Origin of the sequence: Aquimarina aquimarini, assembly GCF_900299535.1 — a bacterium.
GTDB classification, from domain to species: domain Bacteria; phylum Bacteroidota; class Bacteroidia; order Flavobacteriales; family Flavobacteriaceae; genus Aquimarina; species Aquimarina aquimarini.
Genome location: NZ_OMKE01000010.1, coordinates 71595 through 90688, shown reverse-complemented (window position 1 = coordinate 90688; position 19094 = coordinate 71595). Strand labels below are relative to the sequence as shown.

The window sequence follows — 19094 nt, the reverse complement described above, 5'->3', positions numbered from 1 at the left end:
CTAAAAATTATGAAAAAAAATTTCATTTACGTACTACTGATAAGTATAGCAATACTATCATGTACAACAGACAATATAGAAGAAAGTAGCAATACATTGTCACCAAAAGAACAACAGGATAAAAAAGCAGTATCTTTAATCTTTAAAGACAATGACCCTCTTTCTAATTCAATAACAAATATTGATGAAAATACTATTGAATTTAGCAAGAATTCAGGTATTGATTTTAGTACATTAGAATATATCGTTTCTGGTCAAATAAGTAAAGCTCCAGAAGGGTTCTTAAGAAAAATAACCAACGTTACATATAGTAATAATAAAGTTATTGTAGCCACAGAATCGGTAGAAATAAATGAATTAACCCCTCATACTGAATATCAACATATATATAACTATGATAATTACAATCAAGATTTCATAAGTAAAACTGCTAATGGAGATATCATAGAATACAAGTTGGTAGCTGATAAAGCAAAAAAGGATATCTCGTTAGGATCATTTAATATTAGTCTTAATAGAGTCATCTTTGATGCAGATGGCAATCACTCTACTACACATGATCAAATAAAAGCCAAAGGATCTGTAAACATACAACCTTCACTAGATCTTAAATTAGGTATTTTCTTTGGCTCTCTAGAAGAGTTTAAAAGTGTAGTGACTTTTAAGAATCGAGCGGATTTAGATTTAACTTGGTCTGCTAGTCATAGTATATTTAGTCAATCCATTCCTATAGCAAATTTAAACCTTCCTCCTACCACTATTTGGGCTGGATGGATTCCTATAGTTGTTACACATACTATAAAGGTTACTCTAGATGCATCAGGAAGCGTCAGTGCGCGAATAACTGGAGGTATTAGAGGTTCTATGACAGTTCGCAAAGGAATGCACTATAAGAACAACAACTGGGATATAATTCATGATGTAGATATTTCAAAAATCACCTTTAAACCCATTACTGCAACAGCAGGTTTTAATGCGTCATTAGTACTCAACTCAGGTTTTGAATCTGCTTTTTATGGTTCTGTAGGAGTTGGAATCCAAGGAGGTGCTGGACTATATGCCGAAGGAAGCATCAATGCCAACACCAATAGTGCTGCCACAATAGATTGGTTTGGAGGTATAAGAGCTAATTTGGGTCTATATGCCAAAGCTGGGTTATTTGATATCCCTGGATTAACTATTAGATACGATTACCCTATTTATAATTATGAATATCCTTTGGCTAATGGGAGTATACCTCTTAATTAGCAGGGCACTATAAGATGCTAATCTAAACTTAAAAATATAAGCATCAAATATTAGTATTCTAAACTCCTTTTTATATACAAAATAGAGTGTTTTATTTACTTATTAAAAATAAAACAATAACCAAAAACATATCTGTGATTATTCTTTTGTATTAAAAAAAGGAGTTTAGTTTTTCATCTCATTAACAAATACAGTAAAAAAGAAAATATCAATTTGACAGCAGTCAAAGTTTTCTGTATAAAAAAACCGCTATTTTTCTAGCGGTTTTTTTAGTATTTATTTTTTTCTGGATTACTTACTACTCACCCATTGCAGCTGCTACCTCAGCAGATATACGTTTATAAGTTCCATTTTCTAAGCGTTCACGTATTGCAGAGAAGGCATTCAATGTTTCTTCTATATCTTCTCCTGTATGAGATGCTGTAGGAATAAGCCTTAGTAATATCAATCCTTTAGGAATTACAGGATACACCACTATAGAACAGAAAATTCCATAATTCTCTCTTAAGTCTTTTACTAAAGCCATAGCCTCAGGAATACTTCCTTTTAGATATACAGGTGTAACACAACTTTGTGTCGTTCCTAAGTCAAAACCTCTATCTCTAAGCCCATTTTGCAATGCATTTACATTTTGCCATAACTTAGCCTTAAGTTCAGGCATTGTTCTTAGCATATCCAAACGTTTAAGTGCTCCTACAACCAATTGCATCTGAAGCGATTTTGCAAACATTTGCGAACGTAAATTATACTTCAAATAATCAATTATTTCTTGATCTGCTGCAATAAATGCTCCTGTACTCGCCATAGATTTAGCAAAAGTAGCAAAGTATACATCTATTTGATCCTGAACACCTTGTTCCTCTCCTGTTCCTGCTCCTGTTTTTCCAAGTGTACCAAAACCATGTGCATCATCAACAAATAATCTGAAATTATATTTCTCTTTTAGTGCGACAATTTCTTTTAATCTTCCTTGTTCTCCACGCATTCCAAAAACACCTTCAGAAATCAATAAAATCCCTCCACCAGTCTTTTCAGCCATTTTGGTAGCTCTCATCAAGTTTTTATCAATACTTTCTATATCATTATGTCGATATGTGTATCTTTTTCCTTGATGTAAACGTACCCCATCAATAATACAAGCATGTGCATCTACATCATATACAATAATGTCATCCTTGCTTACAAGTGCATCTATAGTTGACACCATTCCTTGGTATCCAAAATTTAATAGATATGCAGCTTCTTTATCAACAAATTCTGCCAATTCATCCTGTAATTGCTCATGCAAATCAGTATGACCACTCATCATTCTTGCTCCCATAGGATAAGCTGAGCCATATTTTGCTGCAGCTTCTGCATCTACCTTGCGTATTTCCTCTTTATTTGCTAGTCCCAAATAGTCATTGATACTCCAGGTAATTACTTCTCTCCCTTGAAACCTCATTCTATTTGATATAGGGCCTTCTAGTTTAGGAAAAACAAAATATCCTTCTGCTTGATCTGCCCATTTCCCTAATGGACCCTTGTCTTTATATATCTTATCAAATAAATCTCTCATTTATCAAAAAATTGTTTCTTATAAGTGTGCGAAAATACGGAAAATTGATTTGATGACATAATTATATTCTATTTCACTTTTATAAACTCTCATTTTTATAAAACACAAAATCATTCAACTATTACACAGTTGGAATTCTAAGGTTTTAAGGTAATTTAATCAAAATTATGCAATAGAAAATATATTTTAACAGCCAAATCTTCAAAATAAATAACACATTTATATCAATTAAATAGTATTGACATCTTTTCAAAAAAAAACATCCCTTTAAAAGGGATGTTTTTAAAATTATATTTTTTTTCAGATTCTATTTTATAAATTGAACTTCTGTAGCATCTACTTCGTTCTTACTATCAAAAAATCCTTGTTCAGTCATCCACTCATCACTAAACACTTTACTCATATATCTTGATCCATGATCTGGTAAAATAATAATTACATTACTATTTTCATCAAATTCTCCTTGCTCTGCAAGTTGTTTAGCTCCCTGTATTGCAGCACCACTAGTATATCCTAAAAACATACCTTCTTTTTTCACCAATTCTCTTGCTGTATGAGCACTATCTTCGTCGCTTACTTTTTCAAATTGATCAATGGCATCAAAATCTGTAGCTGTAGGAATCAAGTTTTTACCAAGGCCTTCTATTCTGTAAGGATATATTTCTTCCTTATCAAATTCTTTGGTTTCATGATATTTTTTTAAAACTGAGCCATATGCATCAATCCCTAAAACGCGAATATCACTATTCTTTTCTTTTAAGAACCTTGCTGTTCCCGAAATGGTTCCTCCTGTTCCGCAACAAGCTATAAAGTGCGTAAGTTTACCATTGGTTTGATCCCAAATTTCTGGGCCTGTAGAATTATAATGAGCATCAATATTTAATTCATTAAAATATTGATTAATATATACAGAACCTTTTATCTCTTCATGAAGCCTTTTTGCTACTTGATAATACGATCTTGGATCATCAGCACTTACATGAGCAGGGCAAACATATACTTTTGCTCCCATATTCTTTAGCATCGCTATCTTATCCTTTGAGGATTTGGAGCTTACTGCTAGAATACAGTCATATCCTTTGATGACACTTACCATTGCTAAGCTAAAACCAGTATTTCCACTAGTTGTCTCTATAATGGTATCGCCAGGTTTAAGAATACCTTTTCTTTCTGCTTCTTCTATTATATAAAGTGCAATCCTGTCTTTTGTAGAATGCCCTGGGTTAAAAGATTCTACTTTAGCGTAGAAATTTCCCGGAAAGCTTTTCATAATCTTGTTTAACTTTATAAGTGGGGTATCACCGATAAGCTCTAAAACATTATTATAAGCCCTAATATCTTCTTTCATATAGTAGTGTTTTACACAGATTCGTGGGGGTTAAATAGGAAACCACTAACTGTTACAAAAACGGTACGAAGGTACATTATTTTTTTTAATTACTCTTTTATACTTTCTAAATCTAATAAAAAAGCATACTCTTCTGCTACTTCTTTTAGTGCTTCAAACCTTCCTGAGGCTCCTCCGTGACCAGCTTCCATATTAGTATGCAGTAACAATAAATTATCATCTATTTTTAATTCTCTTAATCTAGCTACCCATTTCGCAGGTTCCCAATATTGCACTTGAGAATCATGCAAACCAGTAGTAATCAACATATTTGGGTATTTTTGGATTTTTATATTATCATATGGTGAATATGATTTCATATACTCATAGTATTCTTTTTCATTAGGATTTCCCCATTCATCATATTCGCCTGTGGTAAGCGGGATACTCTCATCTAGCATCGTTGTAACAACATCTACAAAGGGTACCGCTGCTACAATCCCATTATATAGGTCAGGAGCTATATTAACTATTGCTCCCATTAATAATCCTCCTGCTGAGCCTCCCATAGCATATAAATGATTTGCAGAGGTGTATTTTTCTGCTATCAAATACTTGGAACAGTCTATAAAATCAGTAAATGTATTTTTCTTTGCTAGTAATTTTCCGTTTTCATACCACGATCTCCCTAAATACTCACTTCCTCTTACATGTGCAATTGCATAAATAAACCCTCTATCAAGTAAACTTAATCGTACTGAGGAAAAATAAGGATCTATGGTTGAACCATAAGACCCGTAACCATATTGCAATAAGGGGTTACTACCATCTTTTTTAATTCCTTTCTTATAAACCAAAGACATAGGAATTTTAGTATTATCCTCTGCAATTGCCCATACTCTCTCTGAAACATAGTTTTCTTTATCAAACTTACCTCCGAGTACTTCTTGTTCTTTTTTGATTTCTTTTTTCTTAGTTTCCATATCAAAATCAATTACAGAGTTGGGTGTTGTAAGTGCATTGTATGAATACCTAAGTATTTTAGTATCAAAATCAGGATTCGCGCTTAAATAAGCCGTATACGTTTCATTATCAAATGGCAGGTAGTAATCTACAGTACCATCCCATCGTTTAATATTAATCTTATTAAGTCCATTATCTCGCTCACTAATGACCAAATATTCTTTAAAAATCTCTACATCTTCTAGCAGAACATGATCTCTGTGAGCAATTACGGGAGTCCAGTTTTCTTTTGTTGTATTCCCTTCAGCAACCTTCATTAGCTTAAAATTAGTTGCCTTATCTGCATTTGTCAACACATAAAAATGGTCTTCGTAATGGGCTATCCCATATTCTACCCCTCGTATTCTTGGTTGAAAAATTTTAAATTCTCCAGTGGGGTTATCTGCTTTTAAAATTCTATATTCTGAAGTCAACGTACTACTTGACCCTATAACTAGATATTTTCTTGATTTGGTCTTATAAATAAATGTATTAAAGGTATCATCTATTTCATTAAAAACTTCAACATCTTCTGAAACAGAAGTTCCTAAAACATGTCTATAAATTTTATTTGATCGTAATGTTTCATCATCTTTTTTGGTATAAAATAATGTTTTACTATCAGCGGCCCATGTACTTCCTCCTGTAGTTGTTTCTATAATCTCAGGATAAACTTTTCCTGTTTCCAGATTTTTTATCTGTATTGTATATTTACGTCTACTTACTGTATCTACTCCAAATGCAATTAATTTATTATCTGGACTCACATTAAGCCCTGATAATTTGAAATAGTTATGCCCTTCTGCTTCTACATTGCAATCAAAAAGAATTTCTTCATCTGCATCTAGCGTTTCTTTCTTTCTGGAGTATATAGGGTAATCTTTTCCTTTTTCATAACGCGTTAAATACCAATATCCATTTAATTTATAAGGAACAGAAGAATCGTCTTCTTTAATACGCCCTTTCATTTCTTCAAAAAGATCTTCTTGAAACTTTTTGGTATGCGCAGTCATTTTATCAGTATATTCATTTTCACGTTCCAAATAATCAATCACTTCTGGATTCTCTCGCTCATTTAACCAAAAATATTCATCAACACGAGTATCTTTATGTTTTTTAAGGTTTGTTGGTTTTTTATCTACTATAGGTGGTTGAATTTTGGTATTCAATGTAGTCATTGTATTGTTTTTACATGAAGTAGCAAAAATAAGTGATCTTAAGAATATAACATCTCGAGTTTTTGCAATAATCTTGTTAGTTTATTAACACCCAAAATACTAATTTTGTATTTATTAATTTTAAAAAAACACATATGTTTGGAGATATGATGGGCATGATGGGGAAACTTAAAGAAGCTCAACAAAAGGTAGAAGAAACAAAAAAAAGATTAAGCACTGTATTGATCGATGAAGAAAGTGCTGATGGATTACTTAAAATTACTATTACTGCTAATAGAGAAGTGAAGAACATAACAGTATCTGACGATTTATTAAAAGACAAGGAACAACTAGAAGATTATTTGGTATTAACACTTAATAAAGCAATTACAAAAGCTACTCAGGTTAATGAAGCAGAACTAGCTGCTGTAGCAAAGGAAGGAATGCCAAATATCCCTGGATTAGATAAATTTATGGAATAATTTTTGCTAACTTTATAAACTAGATAACACATAGTTATATATAATGAGACGCATTTTTTTATTTTTTGTATTATTTGGTTTTATTGGATTTTCTCAACAAGAATCAAAAGATATTGTTTGGTTGCAAGATTTTGATCTTGCAAAAAAAGAAGCTAAAGCTAGTAAAAAATCTATTCTAATGTATTTTAGCGGTAGTGATTGGTGTAAACCTTGTAAGCTTCTAAAAAAGGATTTTTTTGACCATAAAGAGTTTAGTAACTACAAAAAGGATTTTGTATTCCTTCTTATAGATATTCCTAGAAATAATGATCTTCTTACAGATAAACTAAGAGAACAGAATTATTCCTTGTTAAATGAATACAACGATAACAAATCTTTTCCTTTGGTATTAGTTCTATCTTCAAAAGGCAAGATTCTTGATAAAATTTCTGGATATAGCTCACTTAGAGATACTAAGTTTCATTTTGAATTACTAGATAAGTTTTCTAAATAGCATAGTACTATTTTTCTGATGACTATGAAGTGATATACATAATGTTTAAAAACATTATTAGAATAAAAAGAAACAGGAGGCAATTTGCCTCCTGTTTCTTTTTATAATTCTGTAAAATTATTATTGAATTAATCTAAATTCTGTTCTACGGTTTGCAGCGTGTTCTCTTTCTGTACATGAGACACCATCAGCACATCTATTTTTGAGTCTGGTTTCTCCATACCCATTTGCTACAAGTCTACTTGCATTAACTCCTTTAGAAATCAAGTAAGTTACAACAGACTGTGCTCTTCTTACAGAAAGTGCTTTATTATTAGTTTTAGACCCTCTGGCATCTGTATGAGATGCTATTTCCATCTTAGCCCCTTCGTTATTTGCTAAAACAGGAAGCAATCTAGTATCAATCAAATTTTTGGCTTGTGCTGTTAATGTAGCACTCCCTAAATTCCAATTAATTGGTAAAGCAGAGTATTCTACCAAAGAACATTCTACTTCTTTCCAAGTAGTTAAACCTCCTTTTTTGGCTAATACTTCTTGAGAGACTTCTTCATAAGTTGCAGGAACAATCACTTCTTCTGAGTATGCATCTTTGACAAGAACAGTTTTGGTTATAGTACCATACTCTGCTGGAATCTCTTCTTCGATAACTTTTGCTGGCTCAACTACCACTCTTTGAGTAAATGTACCTCCTAACTCTTCTATCTTTTGACTTTGAGTCGTAGCGTCTGTTTCTAACGTTTTAACAGGTACGGTTGTATACTCTGCAGGATACCCCTTATAGCACCAATAGCGGCAATCATCTGGATTTCCCGATGCACAATCAGGTGCTGGAGATCCTAACTCCCATTGTGCAAAAGCTGGCTTAACCTCAACAGTTTCTGATCCATTACCTAATTTTGCTGGGATGATCTTTAAAGAAGAAGCTCCTTGCTTTTTAACAAAAGTTACCGTTTTAGTCTCATATTTTGCTTGGATAACTTTAAGTCTTTTTGAAGCTTCTTTGATGACTACTTTTTCTGTAACAGTTTTATACTCGGCAGGGTATGTTTTTAACTTTTTATATGCAGGTGTTATTTCCACTTTTACCGTTTTATTCTCATAAACATCTGGAGTGGTACATCTAACATAACATTTCCCTGGTTTAGGGTCTGCGGGTAAGTCTTGTTGAGCATGTAATGCAGCTCCTAAAAAAGTAAAGAATACTACTAAAGTTATTTTTCTCATAGTTGAATGGTTTTTGTGTGTTTTAAATAAAATATAAAATACAAAATTAATTGTTAAAACACAGATATACTGAGGGCTAATAACATGAAAACATATTTTTTCCGATGACTTGTCCCTTTTTTCGATAAAATACATCACACTAAAAAAGAGGTTCCTTGACAATACATTTTTCTTTTTCCTTTTTATTATATATTTTTAACAAAAGCTAAAAAATTAACTAAAAAACTAACAATATGTTTGAACTCAAAAATAAAGAGGGATCCAGCTATCATTTTACTCTGAAAGCCAAAAATGGACAAGTGATTTTAAGTAGCGAAGTTTATAATAGCAAATCTGCCGCAGAGAATGGTATTTCTTCTGTCAAAAAAAATGCTTCTGAAGATGGTAAATATGAGCGTAAGACAGCAAAAAACGGAAAATTTTATTTTAACCTAAAAGCGGGTAACGGTCAAATCATTGGTAGTAGTCAAATGTACTCTTCAGAATCAGGAATGGAAAATGGTATCAATTCTGTAAAAGAAAATGCTCCAGAAGCGAATACGAAAGGAATTTAATTTTTTTTATAAATGTTAACAAATAAAGCTGTCTATCAATGATCGACAGCTTTATTTGTTAGAAGCTATTAGTAGTAAGTACTTCTAAAAAATATTCATGCATCTCTTGAGTATAATCTAAATGAGTAACCAATCGTAACTTTCCCTCTCCCATTCCATAAAAATGGATGTTTTTTGTAGCCATCTCTGCTATAAATTTTTCTTCATCACCATGCACTGTAAATATAACAATATTGGTATCTATTGGTTCTACCTCTTTTATATACGCTAGTTTTTCTAGTACATTACCAATTTCTTTTGCTTTTCTATGATCTTCTACCAACCTATCAATATGATGTTCTATGGCATACACTCCTGCTGCAGCTAGGTATCCTATCTGTCGCATAGCTCCTCCCAGAATCTTACGGATTCTAATAGCCTGTTTCATTATATGATCATCTCCTATTAATATAGATCCTACAGGAGCTCCAAGGCCTTTGCTTAAACAAACAGAAATTGTATCAAAAATAGCTCCGTATTGTGTTGCTTTCTCTCCTTTTGCTACAAGTGCATTCCATAATCTAGCACCGTCCAGATGATATCCTAAACCATGTTTGTTACATACTTTTTTTATTTTTTTAACCTCTTCAAAATCATAACATGCTCCACCTCCTTTGTTGGTTGTATTTTCTATACTTACCAAACTCGTTAAAGGACTATGATAAAAATCAGGTGGGTTGACTGCAGAATCTACCTGTGCGGCAGTAATCATACCTCTATTTCCTTGTAATAACTTACAAGAAACACCACTATTAAAAGAAGCGCCTCCTCCTTCATAATTATATACATGCGCATAATGATCAGCTATTAATTGATCTCCTGGTTGTGTATGTAGTTTTATCGCGGCTTGATTAGCCATACTACCTGACGGAAAGAACAGTGCTTGCTTCTTGCCAAACATATGTGCTATCTTTTCTTCTAGCATATTGACTGAGGGGTCTTCTTTATATACATCATCTCCTACTTCTGCACTAAACATAGCATCAAGCATACCCGCAGTGGGCTTGGTAACCGTATCACTTCTAAGATCTATTTTCATTGTATCCTAATTAAATATATATTTATTGTTTATTATTCTATATGAATTAGCCTATCAATAAGGATTCATCCCACTTGGTCTGTAAAGGAGTTAAATAGGACAGTATAGTCAATCCTATCCCTGCTACTCCTTCTAGTACATTTATCTCGTTTATCCATTTTTCTTCCTCTACCCCTCTCCATACTTTATATCCAGCATATCCATCATCATGTACTCCTATATCTAAAGCTTGTTGCATCCAAAAATCAGAAGCTTCTTTGAATACTTGATCTTTGGTTTTTTTATACAAATAGGTATACATATGAAGTATCCCATAAGTACCATGACATATTCCTGCATCTTTGACTCCAGCTTCTTCGAGATTTCTACGTTTTGTAGAATGCTTTAATGTGATAATTGCTTCGTCATATAGTTGGGTATCTTTTAATACTTCTGCTGCTTTTAATAAAGATATCCCTATCCCTAAATCTCCATAACACCATGCTAACCTAGAAGAGTCATCGGTTTTATTACCTTCAACAATCCAATTGGGATACATTGCTGTCAACATGGTATCCTTACTTTTATAACTCAATATATAATAAGCTGTCTTTTGCACTAGCTCAATAACATCCTCATAAAACTCATCATATACTGCTATCCTCGCTAAAAAATTTACAGTACTTGATATACCATGTGATAATCCAAGATTACAACCAACAATCCCTTTTTCTTTATTCAAAACAGATTGCCACCAAACTCCTTGTTCATTTTCTTTGGATGTTTTTTTTAGCGCGGCTATCAGTTCATCAAGATATGCTTTATAAACTTTTCTAGAGGCCTCTGATGATGCTTTCTGGTATCGTTTCAAAAAATAATACCCATACCCTATAGCTCCATGCAAGAAATCAAAATAGGCTATTTTGATATCTGCCCGCATAGCTTCTACTAAATACGAATCTAATTCTGAAGAGAGAAAATCATCATCTAGCTCAATAAATTCTTCTTCTTTGAGAATTTCGAGCGCCCAACAGGCTCCTGAGATACCAGCACAAAAAGTAGGATAGGTAAACCCATTATTAATTAACTCAATTGTTTTTGTTATGGTTTCTGCTCCTTTATCTGCATGGGTATCATCTTCTGTAAACCTTGAATAATAAAATTGAAATAACGCAACTCCAGAAATACCAGATAAAACTCCTACTTCATTATTTTGATCTATTTTAATCTCCAGAATTTGACTTATTTCTTGTAATTTATTTCTTAATTGAGTTTCAATATTCATGTGTGATTTTGTGTTAAACAGCCCTTTTTATTTTTTCACTTATTATAATTAACCCAGAACTTATTATTTATTATTTTGAATAGTAATCTTTTAGTGCTTCCTGAAGCTCTTCATTAACATCTTTTTTTAGTGTTTCTAACTTTCTTTTTAGTTCTTTTTTCTCTAATACATCTTCCTTTAAACCAAAAACTTTTCTACCATAGTCTTTTCTTTTTTCTAATACAATAGTATTTGCTTCTTCACTTTGAAGTTTCAAATCAGACAATCCTAGCATAATTAATGAAATGTTCGGGCTAATTAGTCCATAAATAGTCCATCGATTAACATTTTTTCCTATTTTATCAGATAAGCTTCTTATCCAACGTAAAAATATAAATCTAGATAAAATGGGAATACCTATTAAAAAAAGTGCATAAAACCAATCATGGTCTTGAAATACTCTATTACTATATTTTATATAAGAGTTTCTAATAAAAAAGAAAAGACCAATAAGTGCAATTCCTATTATTACAGCTTTGTAATTTTGAACTGGTTCTACTGTAATTCTTTTATAATTATTTAAATCTCTTTTAGAATGTTTCATTTGGGGTTAATTAATGTTTTCTAACTATCAGTATGAGAAATAGATCGATTATTCTTTTTTCAAAGCTGGTACTAAGCCAAATATAAATATTTTGTTTTTATGATTTTTATAAAACAATTTTATATTTGGCTATCTTAATACCTTTTCTCATTTTTATAGATATTGTTTTAAATCTCGATCCCGTATTGGTAAAAATGGTGTTTAAAATGTTTATTATGAAGAATGATCCATTCTTCTCTATCTAGATGCCCCATTATTGGATTGATTGGTTTTTCTTTTGGGTATACCTTAAAATATTCTTTAAACCCAATAATAGCTTTTAAAAGTTTTTCTTTTGCTACTTCTAAGTTTTCAAAAACATATTCAGGAGGTTCATCTCCTAAAAGTGGTGTTTTAAAACCTGGTTCAAATTCATTATTCTGTTTTACAAAATACTCTTTGGTTTTCCTTGCACTCTCTACAGAAACTATTAATTTTTGAGGCATTTCTCCATTTGAAAACATAAGAGCAAAAGTCAAGTGTTCTATAACATGTTGCGGGGTCATTTTTCCAAACTTTCTCGGGGTTGAAGTAGTTAACTTTTGAATACTAGTTTTGACTTCTTGATAATTTAATATGTCCATATTGTATAATTTTGGACAAAAATATTTTTTACGGCATTCAAATAAAATCACAAATGTTACTAAATCTTATGACTTCTAATCCTACTTAATGATTGTGGTTTGATCCCCAGATAAGAGGCTAAATGTTTTATTGGAATTGATTTAACAATTTCTGGGTTTTTAGAAACAAAATCATTATACCTCTCTTTGGCAGATAAATTTTTAAGGGAATTTACTCTAGCAGCGCTTTTTTTAATATACTTTTCATACAAAGAATTACAAAACAGAGGCCAGCCTTTTACCTTGTTAAAAAGACTTAAATAGCTTTCTTTAGATATTTCAATTAATTCACAATCTGTTAATGCCTCTATGTACTCTACACTGGGAGTACCATTCCCAAAACTTTCGAAATTTGTATAAAAATTTAATGAAGAAACTATTTCGGATGTCAAATCATCTCCTTTTTTAGAGATGTGATAGCTTCTTAAAATCCCTTTTTGTATAAAATACAATTTATTTGAAACCTGCCCTCCTCTTAAAAGATTACTTTTTTTATTTACACAAATAGGTTTTCCTAGTGAACAAATATATTTTTTATCTGAACTGCTTAGCTCTATTTTTGATTCTATTACACCTATCAAGTCATTCATTATAGGAATTATTAGTAATGTATTTTAATTATAAAAACATATGTTATAATTATAGAGAGATTCTAAACAATCTTAAAATAATAGTAAAACGTTTATATTGTTCCATTAAGTGATTTCAATCTGTTAAGCTCGTCAAATTCAGCAACTAAAGCTTTATTAATTTTCAAGCCTTCAATCTTATTTTTGGATGATACATTAAGTTTAAAATTTCGATCAATCAAATAGTTTTTAAAAGCTTCTTTATGGTTTAAATCAAGGCTACTTATTAGCTGTGGGAAAGTTGTTAATACTTTCTCTAATTTATTCGTATCAATTTTTGGTATTTTATCACTTTTTAAAGTTAAAATCATTGTTCCTTGCCCATAGTTTGCACAAAAATATGCATCTGCGTTTAGAAGCCCACTAGCAACTATTCCCATTTTATGTTCAAATCCTTCTTCTACACTAAAATGCCCTTCTGTAAATTCTTTGATTTGTTTTTCTTTCCCTATTTGTTTTAATTTTAATGAGCTTTGCAAAAGATTTTCTGGGATTCCACTTTTAGAATTAGCCCATCCCCACATCCATGAATAATCATTAAATGATAAAGAACCGATTACTTCGATAGGAAAATCTAGGTTTCCAAAAGATAGTGTTGCAGTACTTAGGTTGATATTCCAAGCTAGCTCCCCTGTTAAATCATTAAAATTTTGTTGTTTCTCAAAAGAAAGCCCTGCATTTTGGTTAACTAAATCTGTAAAGTTTTTAAAATCAGTTTTTTTAATTACTAAAAAATCAGATTTATTAATTTTAATATTTTCTTTTTCTGATTTTCCAAATATTTTTTTAAATATACTCATAGCTTCTTTTAATATTTACTAAAAAATAAATATAATAATCTATTAATAAAGAAAAAAGTCTTTGTAGAGACGCTTATAATCAATGCTATTATAATAAATTATGATCTTGTATCTTTCTTAATTTAACAGATATTATAAAAGTTTGTTTTCATTTCTTTTTCTCAAAAATTGAAGTTGGCAGTCCAGATTCTATTTTAAATTCAATTTGGTCAATTTCACCACCTATACCTGTATGAATATGAAAATCAAACACCTCATCTTTACCTCCCAAATCTAATTTGACTTGAAAATTATCAAACCCAGTATGTTCCATATTACTTTTAAAATCATGAAACTTAAAATAAAGCTCTTTATTTTTTTCAGTAATTTCAATGATTCCATATATTTCATCTTCATAAGAACCAATATACTCATTTAAGTTATGTAATAATGGGATTGCTTTTCTAGCTTGATTATTGTCTTTTTTTGGTTTTTTATATGCTAATAATTTTTCCCATTCATAATCTCTTTCATAGTTATCATCTACAAAAATATTTGTGGCATAATCTGTAATCAAAGAAATATAATCAGACCAAGTGTTTGTCATTATTGCAATTCCAAATTTGTTTTCAATAATAGTCACTTTTGATCTGAAACCGTCTATTGCCCCTTCTTTTTGAAAATACTTCGTTCCGTTATAAGGCAATGTAATCCACCCAATAGCAGTACTTACCGAACGGTTGGGATTAAAAGGAGCTTGAGGTCCTGTTAAGTAATTCAATTGATTTTGTGTGAGAAAGGTTTTGTTACCGGCCATACCTCTGTTTGTTAACATTTGAACCCATAATGCCATATCATGTGGCGTTGAAGATATTGATCCAGCAGGTGCAATAACATCAATATTCTGATAATCCACCTCTGTTTTTCCATCTAACTTATACCCTTTTGATCTTTCTTTATAATCCAAACATTGTTGAAATGAAGTGAATGAATTATTCATTTTTAATGGTATAAAAACTTCTTCATTAACTAAATTACCCCAAGTTTTTCCGCTTACTTTCTCTTCAACCATTCCTGCAACTAAGTACATAAAATTATTATAAGCCCGCTGTTGTCTTAATGGAAACTTTGATTGAAACAAAGGAAGTTTTGATACTATTTCATCTCTGGTAATTGATGAATTATGATAATACAGCAAATCATATCTTCCTACTCCTGTCATATGAGTAAATAAATCTTTTACAGTAGCGTTTTGAGTTACATATTCATCTGCTACTTCAAATTCAGGGTAATACTTTTTTACAGGCATATTCCAATCTAATAACTCTTTTTCTACCAGTTTTGAAGCAACAACTCCTGTTATTGGTTTGGTATTAGAACCTATTGGAAACAAAGTATTGTCTGTTACAGGTTTTTTATAAGAAACATCACGGTAACCCAATCCTCCTTTGTAAATGATACTATCTTTATAAACGATTGCTATTCCAACACCAGATGTATTTGTCATAACTCTTAAGGAATCGGCCAGCTTCAAAAAATAATCTAGTTTTTGATTTAATGTTTTTTCTGCAATGTCATTATCAGATTGTCCAAATGATAATGTCGCGGAAAAAACTAATACGATAATAAAATATTTTTTCATGTAATCTTAATTTTGTTGAATTTCGAATTCCAAAAGTATTTTATAACCAAAAAAATATGGTACTACTTTAGTACAAACAAGTCCTATTTCACTCAAACAACTGGCTACCAGCATTTTTCTTATACTGAGTTGGTGTTAAGTTTGTATGCTTTTTAAAAGCTGTATTAAAGGAATTTTTAGAATTAAAGCCTACATCATACATTATTTCTTGAATTGTTTTCTTTTGCAATGAAGTATTTCTTAACGTTTCCATTGCTTTTTTTACTCGATATTCATTCACAAAATCAAAAAAATGCTTGCCAATATGTTGGTTTATCAAAATGGATAATTCCCTTGGTGGAATATTTAATTGAACTCCTAGTTTTCGAAGCGTTAATGATGGATCTAGATATGATTCTTTTTCTTTCATAAATAACTCTATACGTTTAACATTTTCATCTTCAATTTTATTAGCTTTTCCTTTAATAGGAAGTAAACTAGCATTTATACCTTGAAATGTTTTTGGAGCTAATAATGCTTTACTAAATAACCAAGAGGCAAATACGATCGCAAAAAGTAAAAATAAAATGCGCAAATTATTAGTAATCTCAATATCATCATAGCTTAATTGATACATATTTTTTATTAATGTTATTGTTGTTCCAATAATTATTATAATTAAAAATTGTTTTAGCCAAACACAGTTTACAAGAGCATTTAGGTTTGAATAATTTTGTTTTACAATTTTTTGATAGCGTTTTATTTGATATAATCCTGCGAATAAAAAAACATACCCCACTATATAGGCAAAAAAAGTAATAAATACAGCTTCTGGTTGGTCATAAAAATTTTGAAAAAACAGTGCTTGCTTTCTTGCACTAACATTGAAAAAATCAGGAATTAATACTACTAGAGTAATAGAAAGAGGCACAAAAAAAAGTAGGTATTTAATTTTTATCTTGAAATCATCATATAGTACCGAAAGTACATATAAATAGAGCACAGGGGCTTTTAAACCTGCTAATACCTCCATACGGAGCATTTCAACCGTATATGTTAATGTTATAAATTTAGGATAGAAATATGCAGAAAAATCTAAAATAATAATCATTAAATAGGTGGCGAATATTAAATTACTCAATTTTTTACTCGTTTCTGCAATAACTAAATACATCACAAAAAAGGAGAACAGAAAGACTGTAAGAATGCTTAATAATTCGATAATAGTAAATGTCATAAACTTAAATTGTAGATCACATTATGTCTGGCTTTATGTTTTTTTGCTCTGTTCTTCTTTTGTAATTTTGATAAGACTACTCTTTTTCTCAATAATTCATAACATTACTTATCTAATACAGTAGCTTTGCATCACAAAAGGTAAATATGTTTTATACAAATTGTGTGTGTTTTATTAATCTATTCAAAACCCCATTTCTTAATTAATCCTTTAGAATCACAAGTATAAAGAATTTCTGTTTCTTGGTTAAAAGTAAAAGCTTGTAATAAGGAGTCACTAAACTCTTCTATTCTGTTTACCTCTTTTCCGTTACTGTCCCATTTTACAACGATGAAATATTTATTAGTAGGTGATGGTATATAGTCTTCTATTCCAAATCCAGCTATATATCCACCGTCTATTCCTTTAACTAATACATTAAAAACTGATTTTGTAACGTCTTGCTTAATATCAGGTGTTAGTCTATGTAATAGAGTTCCCTCAAGACTAATCACGTTCACCCCTTTTACCCCTGATTTAAATCCTTGTGGATCAGAGATTAGAATTTGATTTTTTTCATAACAAAAACCAAAATTAAAATAAGGAAGTCCTTCATAAATAATCTCCGTTTTTAAATTGGTTAAATCTACTTTTATTACTGAGTTTTCTGAGGATATCAAAATATTTTTTTCTTTTGTCCAAAAAATACCCGTAAGAGGTCTATCAAACTTTAATTTGTGTATTAACTTACCATCATTTGAATTCCAAACTCTAAGTGTATAATCATGTGGTGTGTAACTAGCCCCCGAAACAGAAGCTATCATTTTACTGTCTGGAGAAAACTGTACTCCATTTACCATATGTTTATGCCCCTTTAGGGAAAATAAACGCTTAAAAGAATTTAAATCCCATAACACTAAAGTCATATAACCTGAAATAATCATTTTTCCGCAAGGAGAAAAATTCAGTACTCGACCTTTTGAACCTATATTTAATTGTTTAAGTTCCTGATTAGAATTAGTATTGATGAGTTTAAGCTTTTTGTCATTACCTGAAGCAGCCAACAGGGAAGCCTTGGAAGAAATATCTAAGGCATAACATTCATCATAATTAAGTATTGGGTTCATAAAAGTATTATTGTTTGTTCGTTTTTTCACTCTAAAATCTACCAAAATATCACAACTACTCAAAGTGTAAAATCAAAATATAGCTGTAAATCAAAAGATTTGGTAGTTTTGCATTTCGGCTAAACATCAACTGCCTTATTTGAAATATAATATTACATCCTTTTATTTTTTATTAATGTATTATAATCAGAAATTATTTTTTGAACCTCAACTATTGTAAGATCAAACCATTCCCTTTTTATTCTTTTCTTATTATACTTCATATGTATTTTTCTTTCAAGACCTATGTAGTCTGACGTTTCGATATAACCTATTATTTCCAAATCATAAGGGAGAGACGTTTGAAGTTGTTTAACTCTTTGTTTAATATTTTTTGTTCCTCCTATTTTTATCGGCTTTAATTTGTTTTCTGGTTTTAAGAAATAGACAAATCCTTTTGTATTAAGTATTCTGAATTTTTTTAATTTTTCTTTTTTTAAATTAACATCGTATTCCATTTTTGCCAACTTCAAACACAATAAAGGGCTTATACTTCCTTCTTTTTTATAATCTTTAAATGATTCTATTTCCCAAAAACCATCTTGCTTAAATTTAATATATGACTCTAGGCCTTTGTAAGTTTTGAACAAACCAATATCTCTATCACCACATATGTCATATGCAAGGTCTCCTATTAAATCATCTCTATTTACTTGTTTTTTTACCCAAAAAAAGAATGGCTGATTTAAATCTATTTTTTTCTTAATTATTTTAAAATTAACAATATTCAGTAATTGTTTAGTTAATAAAAGAGTCTCTTCATAAGGTTCATAACTGGTAGGCCACTTACATTTGTTTAACAGTTCTAATGCCAGTTTTGGAGAAACTTTTTGGGTTAAATTTCCGTTTGGAACATTTTCTAATTCTAATTCAATAAAATTATCTTGAACCTCTCTTTTTAAATCTATTTTTAAAAAATAATTAAAATTCTCTTTTAAATAGAGTTTGTAATAATCATCATTTTTTCCAATCAAATAAACAGTATCAATTTTATTTATTTCAAATGAATATATTAATGCATTTATCTTCTTCACTTTTTTTTATTTATTGG

The 19094-nt window shown here is 30.6% G+C and carries 18 protein-coding genes; 4 read left to right on the top strand and 14 right to left on the bottom strand.

Going from position 1 to position 19094, the window contains the following annotated elements:
* Positions 1-9: 9 nt before the first annotated feature.
* Entirely contained in the window at positions 10-1248 is a 1239-nt protein-coding gene (locus DG508_RS05640; RefSeq protein ID WP_108867199.1) for a hypothetical protein, read from the top strand.
* A gap of 298 nt (positions 1249-1546) precedes the next feature.
* On the opposite strand, the gene DG508_RS05635 is transcribed toward DG508_RS05640, so the two are convergent.
* The 3 genes from DG508_RS05635 to DG508_RS05625 form a co-directional block, all read right to left on the bottom strand.
* Positions 1547-2806 (bottom strand): aminotransferase class I/II-fold pyridoxal phosphate-dependent enzyme, encoded by a 1260-nt coding sequence (locus DG508_RS05635; protein ID WP_108867198.1) that lies wholly within the window; start codon positions 2804-2806, stop codon positions 1547-1549.
* Between the two features lie 307 nt (positions 2807-3113).
* The gene (locus tag DG508_RS05630; RefSeq protein ID WP_108867197.1) at positions 3114-4154 is read right to left on the bottom strand and encodes a PLP-dependent cysteine synthase family protein; all 1041 of its coding nucleotides are present in this window, start codon (positions 4152-4154) and stop codon (positions 3114-3116) included.
* A gap of 89 nt (positions 4155-4243) precedes the next feature.
* A complete protein-coding gene (locus tag DG508_RS05625) occupies positions 4244-6313 on the bottom strand; it encodes a S9 family peptidase (protein ID WP_108867196.1) in 2070 nt (689 codons plus the stop codon).
* A gap of 134 nt (positions 6314-6447) precedes the next feature.
* Between DG508_RS05625 and DG508_RS05620 the strand changes: the two genes are divergently transcribed.
* On the top strand, positions 6448-6774 hold the full coding sequence (locus DG508_RS05620) for a YbaB/EbfC family nucleoid-associated protein (RefSeq protein ID WP_108867195.1): 327 nt from the start codon (positions 6448-6450) through the stop codon (positions 6772-6774).
* Between the two features lie 43 nt (positions 6775-6817).
* Positions 6818-7267, top strand: a complete 450-nt coding sequence (locus DG508_RS05615; RefSeq protein WP_108867194.1) for a thioredoxin family protein — start codon at positions 6818-6820, stop codon at positions 7265-7267.
* A 120-nt stretch (positions 7268-7387) separates the two neighbouring features.
* On the opposite strand, the gene DG508_RS05610 is transcribed toward DG508_RS05615, so the two are convergent.
* The gene (locus tag DG508_RS05610; protein ID WP_108867193.1) at positions 7388-8491 is read right to left on the bottom strand and encodes an OmpA family protein; all 1104 of its coding nucleotides are present in this window, start codon (positions 8489-8491) and stop codon (positions 7388-7390) included.
* Between the two features lie 233 nt (positions 8492-8724).
* Between DG508_RS05610 and DG508_RS05605 the strand changes: the two genes are divergently transcribed.
* Positions 8725-9045 carry a YegP family protein gene (locus tag DG508_RS05605; RefSeq protein ID WP_108867192.1) on the top strand — a complete coding sequence of 107 codons (321 nt, stop codon included), beginning with the start codon at positions 8725-8727 and terminating at the stop codon, positions 9043-9045.
* A gap of 58 nt (positions 9046-9103) precedes the next feature.
* Here the strand turns inward: DG508_RS05605 and DG508_RS05600 are convergent, their stop codons facing one another.
* The 10 genes from DG508_RS05600 to DG508_RS05555 all read right to left on the bottom strand — a co-directional run bounded on the left by DG508_RS05600 (position 9104) and on the right by DG508_RS05555 (position 19077).
* Positions 9104-10123 carry a threonine aldolase family protein gene (locus DG508_RS05600; RefSeq protein ID WP_108867191.1) on the bottom strand — a complete coding sequence of 340 codons (1020 nt, stop codon included), beginning with the start codon at positions 10121-10123 and terminating at the stop codon, positions 9104-9106.
* Between the two features lie 46 nt (positions 10124-10169).
* Positions 10170-11387 carry a lanthionine synthetase C family protein gene (locus DG508_RS05595; RefSeq protein ID WP_108867190.1) on the bottom strand — a complete coding sequence of 406 codons (1218 nt, stop codon included), beginning with the start codon at positions 11385-11387 and terminating at the stop codon, positions 10170-10172.
* 70 nt (positions 11388-11457) lie between these two features.
* On the bottom strand, positions 11458-11970 hold the full coding sequence (locus DG508_RS05590; protein WP_108867189.1) for a hypothetical protein: 513 nt from the start codon (positions 11968-11970) through the stop codon (positions 11458-11460).
* Between the two features lie 167 nt (positions 11971-12137).
* On the bottom strand, positions 12138-12593 hold the full coding sequence (locus DG508_RS05585; RefSeq protein ID WP_108867188.1) for a DUF1569 domain-containing protein: 456 nt from the start codon (positions 12591-12593) through the stop codon (positions 12138-12140).
* A gap of 59 nt (positions 12594-12652) precedes the next feature.
* Positions 12653-13222, bottom strand: a complete 570-nt coding sequence (locus tag DG508_RS05580; RefSeq protein ID WP_108867187.1) for a Crp/Fnr family transcriptional regulator — start codon at positions 13220-13222, stop codon at positions 12653-12655.
* A 92-nt stretch (positions 13223-13314) separates the two neighbouring features.
* Positions 13315-14061: a DUF6882 domain-containing protein gene (locus DG508_RS05575; RefSeq protein WP_234418180.1), complete on the bottom strand. Its 747-nt coding sequence runs from the start codon at positions 14059-14061 to the stop codon at positions 13315-13317.
* Positions 14062-14209: 148 nt separating this feature from the next.
* Complete coding sequence (locus tag DG508_RS05570) at positions 14210-15682, bottom strand: serine hydrolase (RefSeq protein ID WP_108867186.1); 1473 nt, start codon at positions 15680-15682, stop codon at positions 14210-14212.
* A gap of 88 nt (positions 15683-15770) precedes the next feature.
* On the bottom strand, positions 15771-16898 hold the full coding sequence (locus DG508_RS05565) for a helix-turn-helix domain-containing protein (RefSeq protein WP_108867185.1): 1128 nt from the start codon (positions 16896-16898) through the stop codon (positions 15771-15773).
* A 179-nt stretch (positions 16899-17077) separates the two neighbouring features.
* Entirely contained in the window at positions 17078-18004 is a 927-nt protein-coding gene (locus tag DG508_RS05560) for a WD40 repeat domain-containing protein (protein WP_159090696.1), read from the bottom strand.
* Between the two features lie 152 nt (positions 18005-18156).
* The gene (locus DG508_RS05555) at positions 18157-19077 is read right to left on the bottom strand and encodes a GIY-YIG nuclease family protein (protein WP_108867183.1); all 921 of its coding nucleotides are present in this window, start codon (positions 19075-19077) and stop codon (positions 18157-18159) included.
* Between the last annotated feature and the right edge of the window lie 17 nt (positions 19078-19094).

Bases quoted from the DNA above. Each gene is read 5' to 3' on its own strand.
- DG508_RS05640 (WP_108867199.1), top strand. From the start codon at position 10: ATGAAAAAAAATTTCATTTACGTACTACTGATAAGTATAGCAATACTA.
- DG508_RS05635 (WP_108867198.1), bottom strand. From the start codon at position 2,806: ATGAGAGATTTATTTGATAAGATATATAAAGACAAGGGTCCATTAGGG.
- DG508_RS05630 (WP_108867197.1), bottom strand. From the start codon at position 4,154: ATGAAAGAAGATATTAGGGCTTATAATAATGTTTTAGAGCTTATCGGT.
- DG508_RS05625 (WP_108867196.1), bottom strand. From the start codon at position 6,313: ATGACTACATTGAATACCAAAATTCAACCACCTATAGTAGATAAAAAA.
- DG508_RS05620 (WP_108867195.1), top strand. From the start codon at position 6,448: ATGTTTGGAGATATGATGGGCATGATGGGGAAACTTAAAGAAGCTCAA.
- DG508_RS05615 (WP_108867194.1), top strand. From the start codon at position 6,818: ATGAGACGCATTTTTTTATTTTTTGTATTATTTGGTTTTATTGGATTT.
- DG508_RS05610 (WP_108867193.1), bottom strand. From the start codon at position 8,491: ATGAGAAAAATAACTTTAGTAGTATTCTTTACTTTTTTAGGAGCTGCA.
- DG508_RS05605 (WP_108867192.1), top strand. From the start codon at position 8,725: ATGTTTGAACTCAAAAATAAAGAGGGATCCAGCTATCATTTTACTCTG.
- DG508_RS05600 (WP_108867191.1), bottom strand. From the start codon at position 10,123: ATGAAAATAGATCTTAGAAGTGATACGGTTACCAAGCCCACTGCGGGT.
- DG508_RS05595 (WP_108867190.1), bottom strand. From the start codon at position 11,387: ATGAATATTGAAACTCAATTAAGAAATAAATTACAAGAAATAAGTCAA.
- DG508_RS05590 (WP_108867189.1), bottom strand. From the start codon at position 11,970: ATGAAACATTCTAAAAGAGATTTAAATAATTATAAAAGAATTACAGTA.
- DG508_RS05585 (WP_108867188.1), bottom strand. From the start codon at position 12,593: ATGGACATATTAAATTATCAAGAAGTCAAAACTAGTATTCAAAAGTTA.
- DG508_RS05580 (WP_108867187.1), bottom strand. From the start codon at position 13,222: ATGAATGACTTGATAGGTGTAATAGAATCAAAAATAGAGCTAAGCAGT.
- DG508_RS05575 (WP_234418180.1), bottom strand. From the start codon at position 14,061: ATGAGTATATTTAAAAAAATATTTGGAAAATCAGAAAAAGAAAATATT.
- DG508_RS05570 (WP_108867186.1), bottom strand. From the start codon at position 15,682: ATGAAAAAATATTTTATTATCGTATTAGTTTTTTCCGCGACATTATCA.
- DG508_RS05565 (WP_108867185.1), bottom strand. From the start codon at position 16,898: ATGACATTTACTATTATCGAATTATTAAGCATTCTTACAGTCTTTCTG.
- DG508_RS05560 (WP_159090696.1), bottom strand. From the start codon at position 18,004: ATGAACCCAATACTTAATTATGATGAATGTTATGCCTTAGATATTTCT.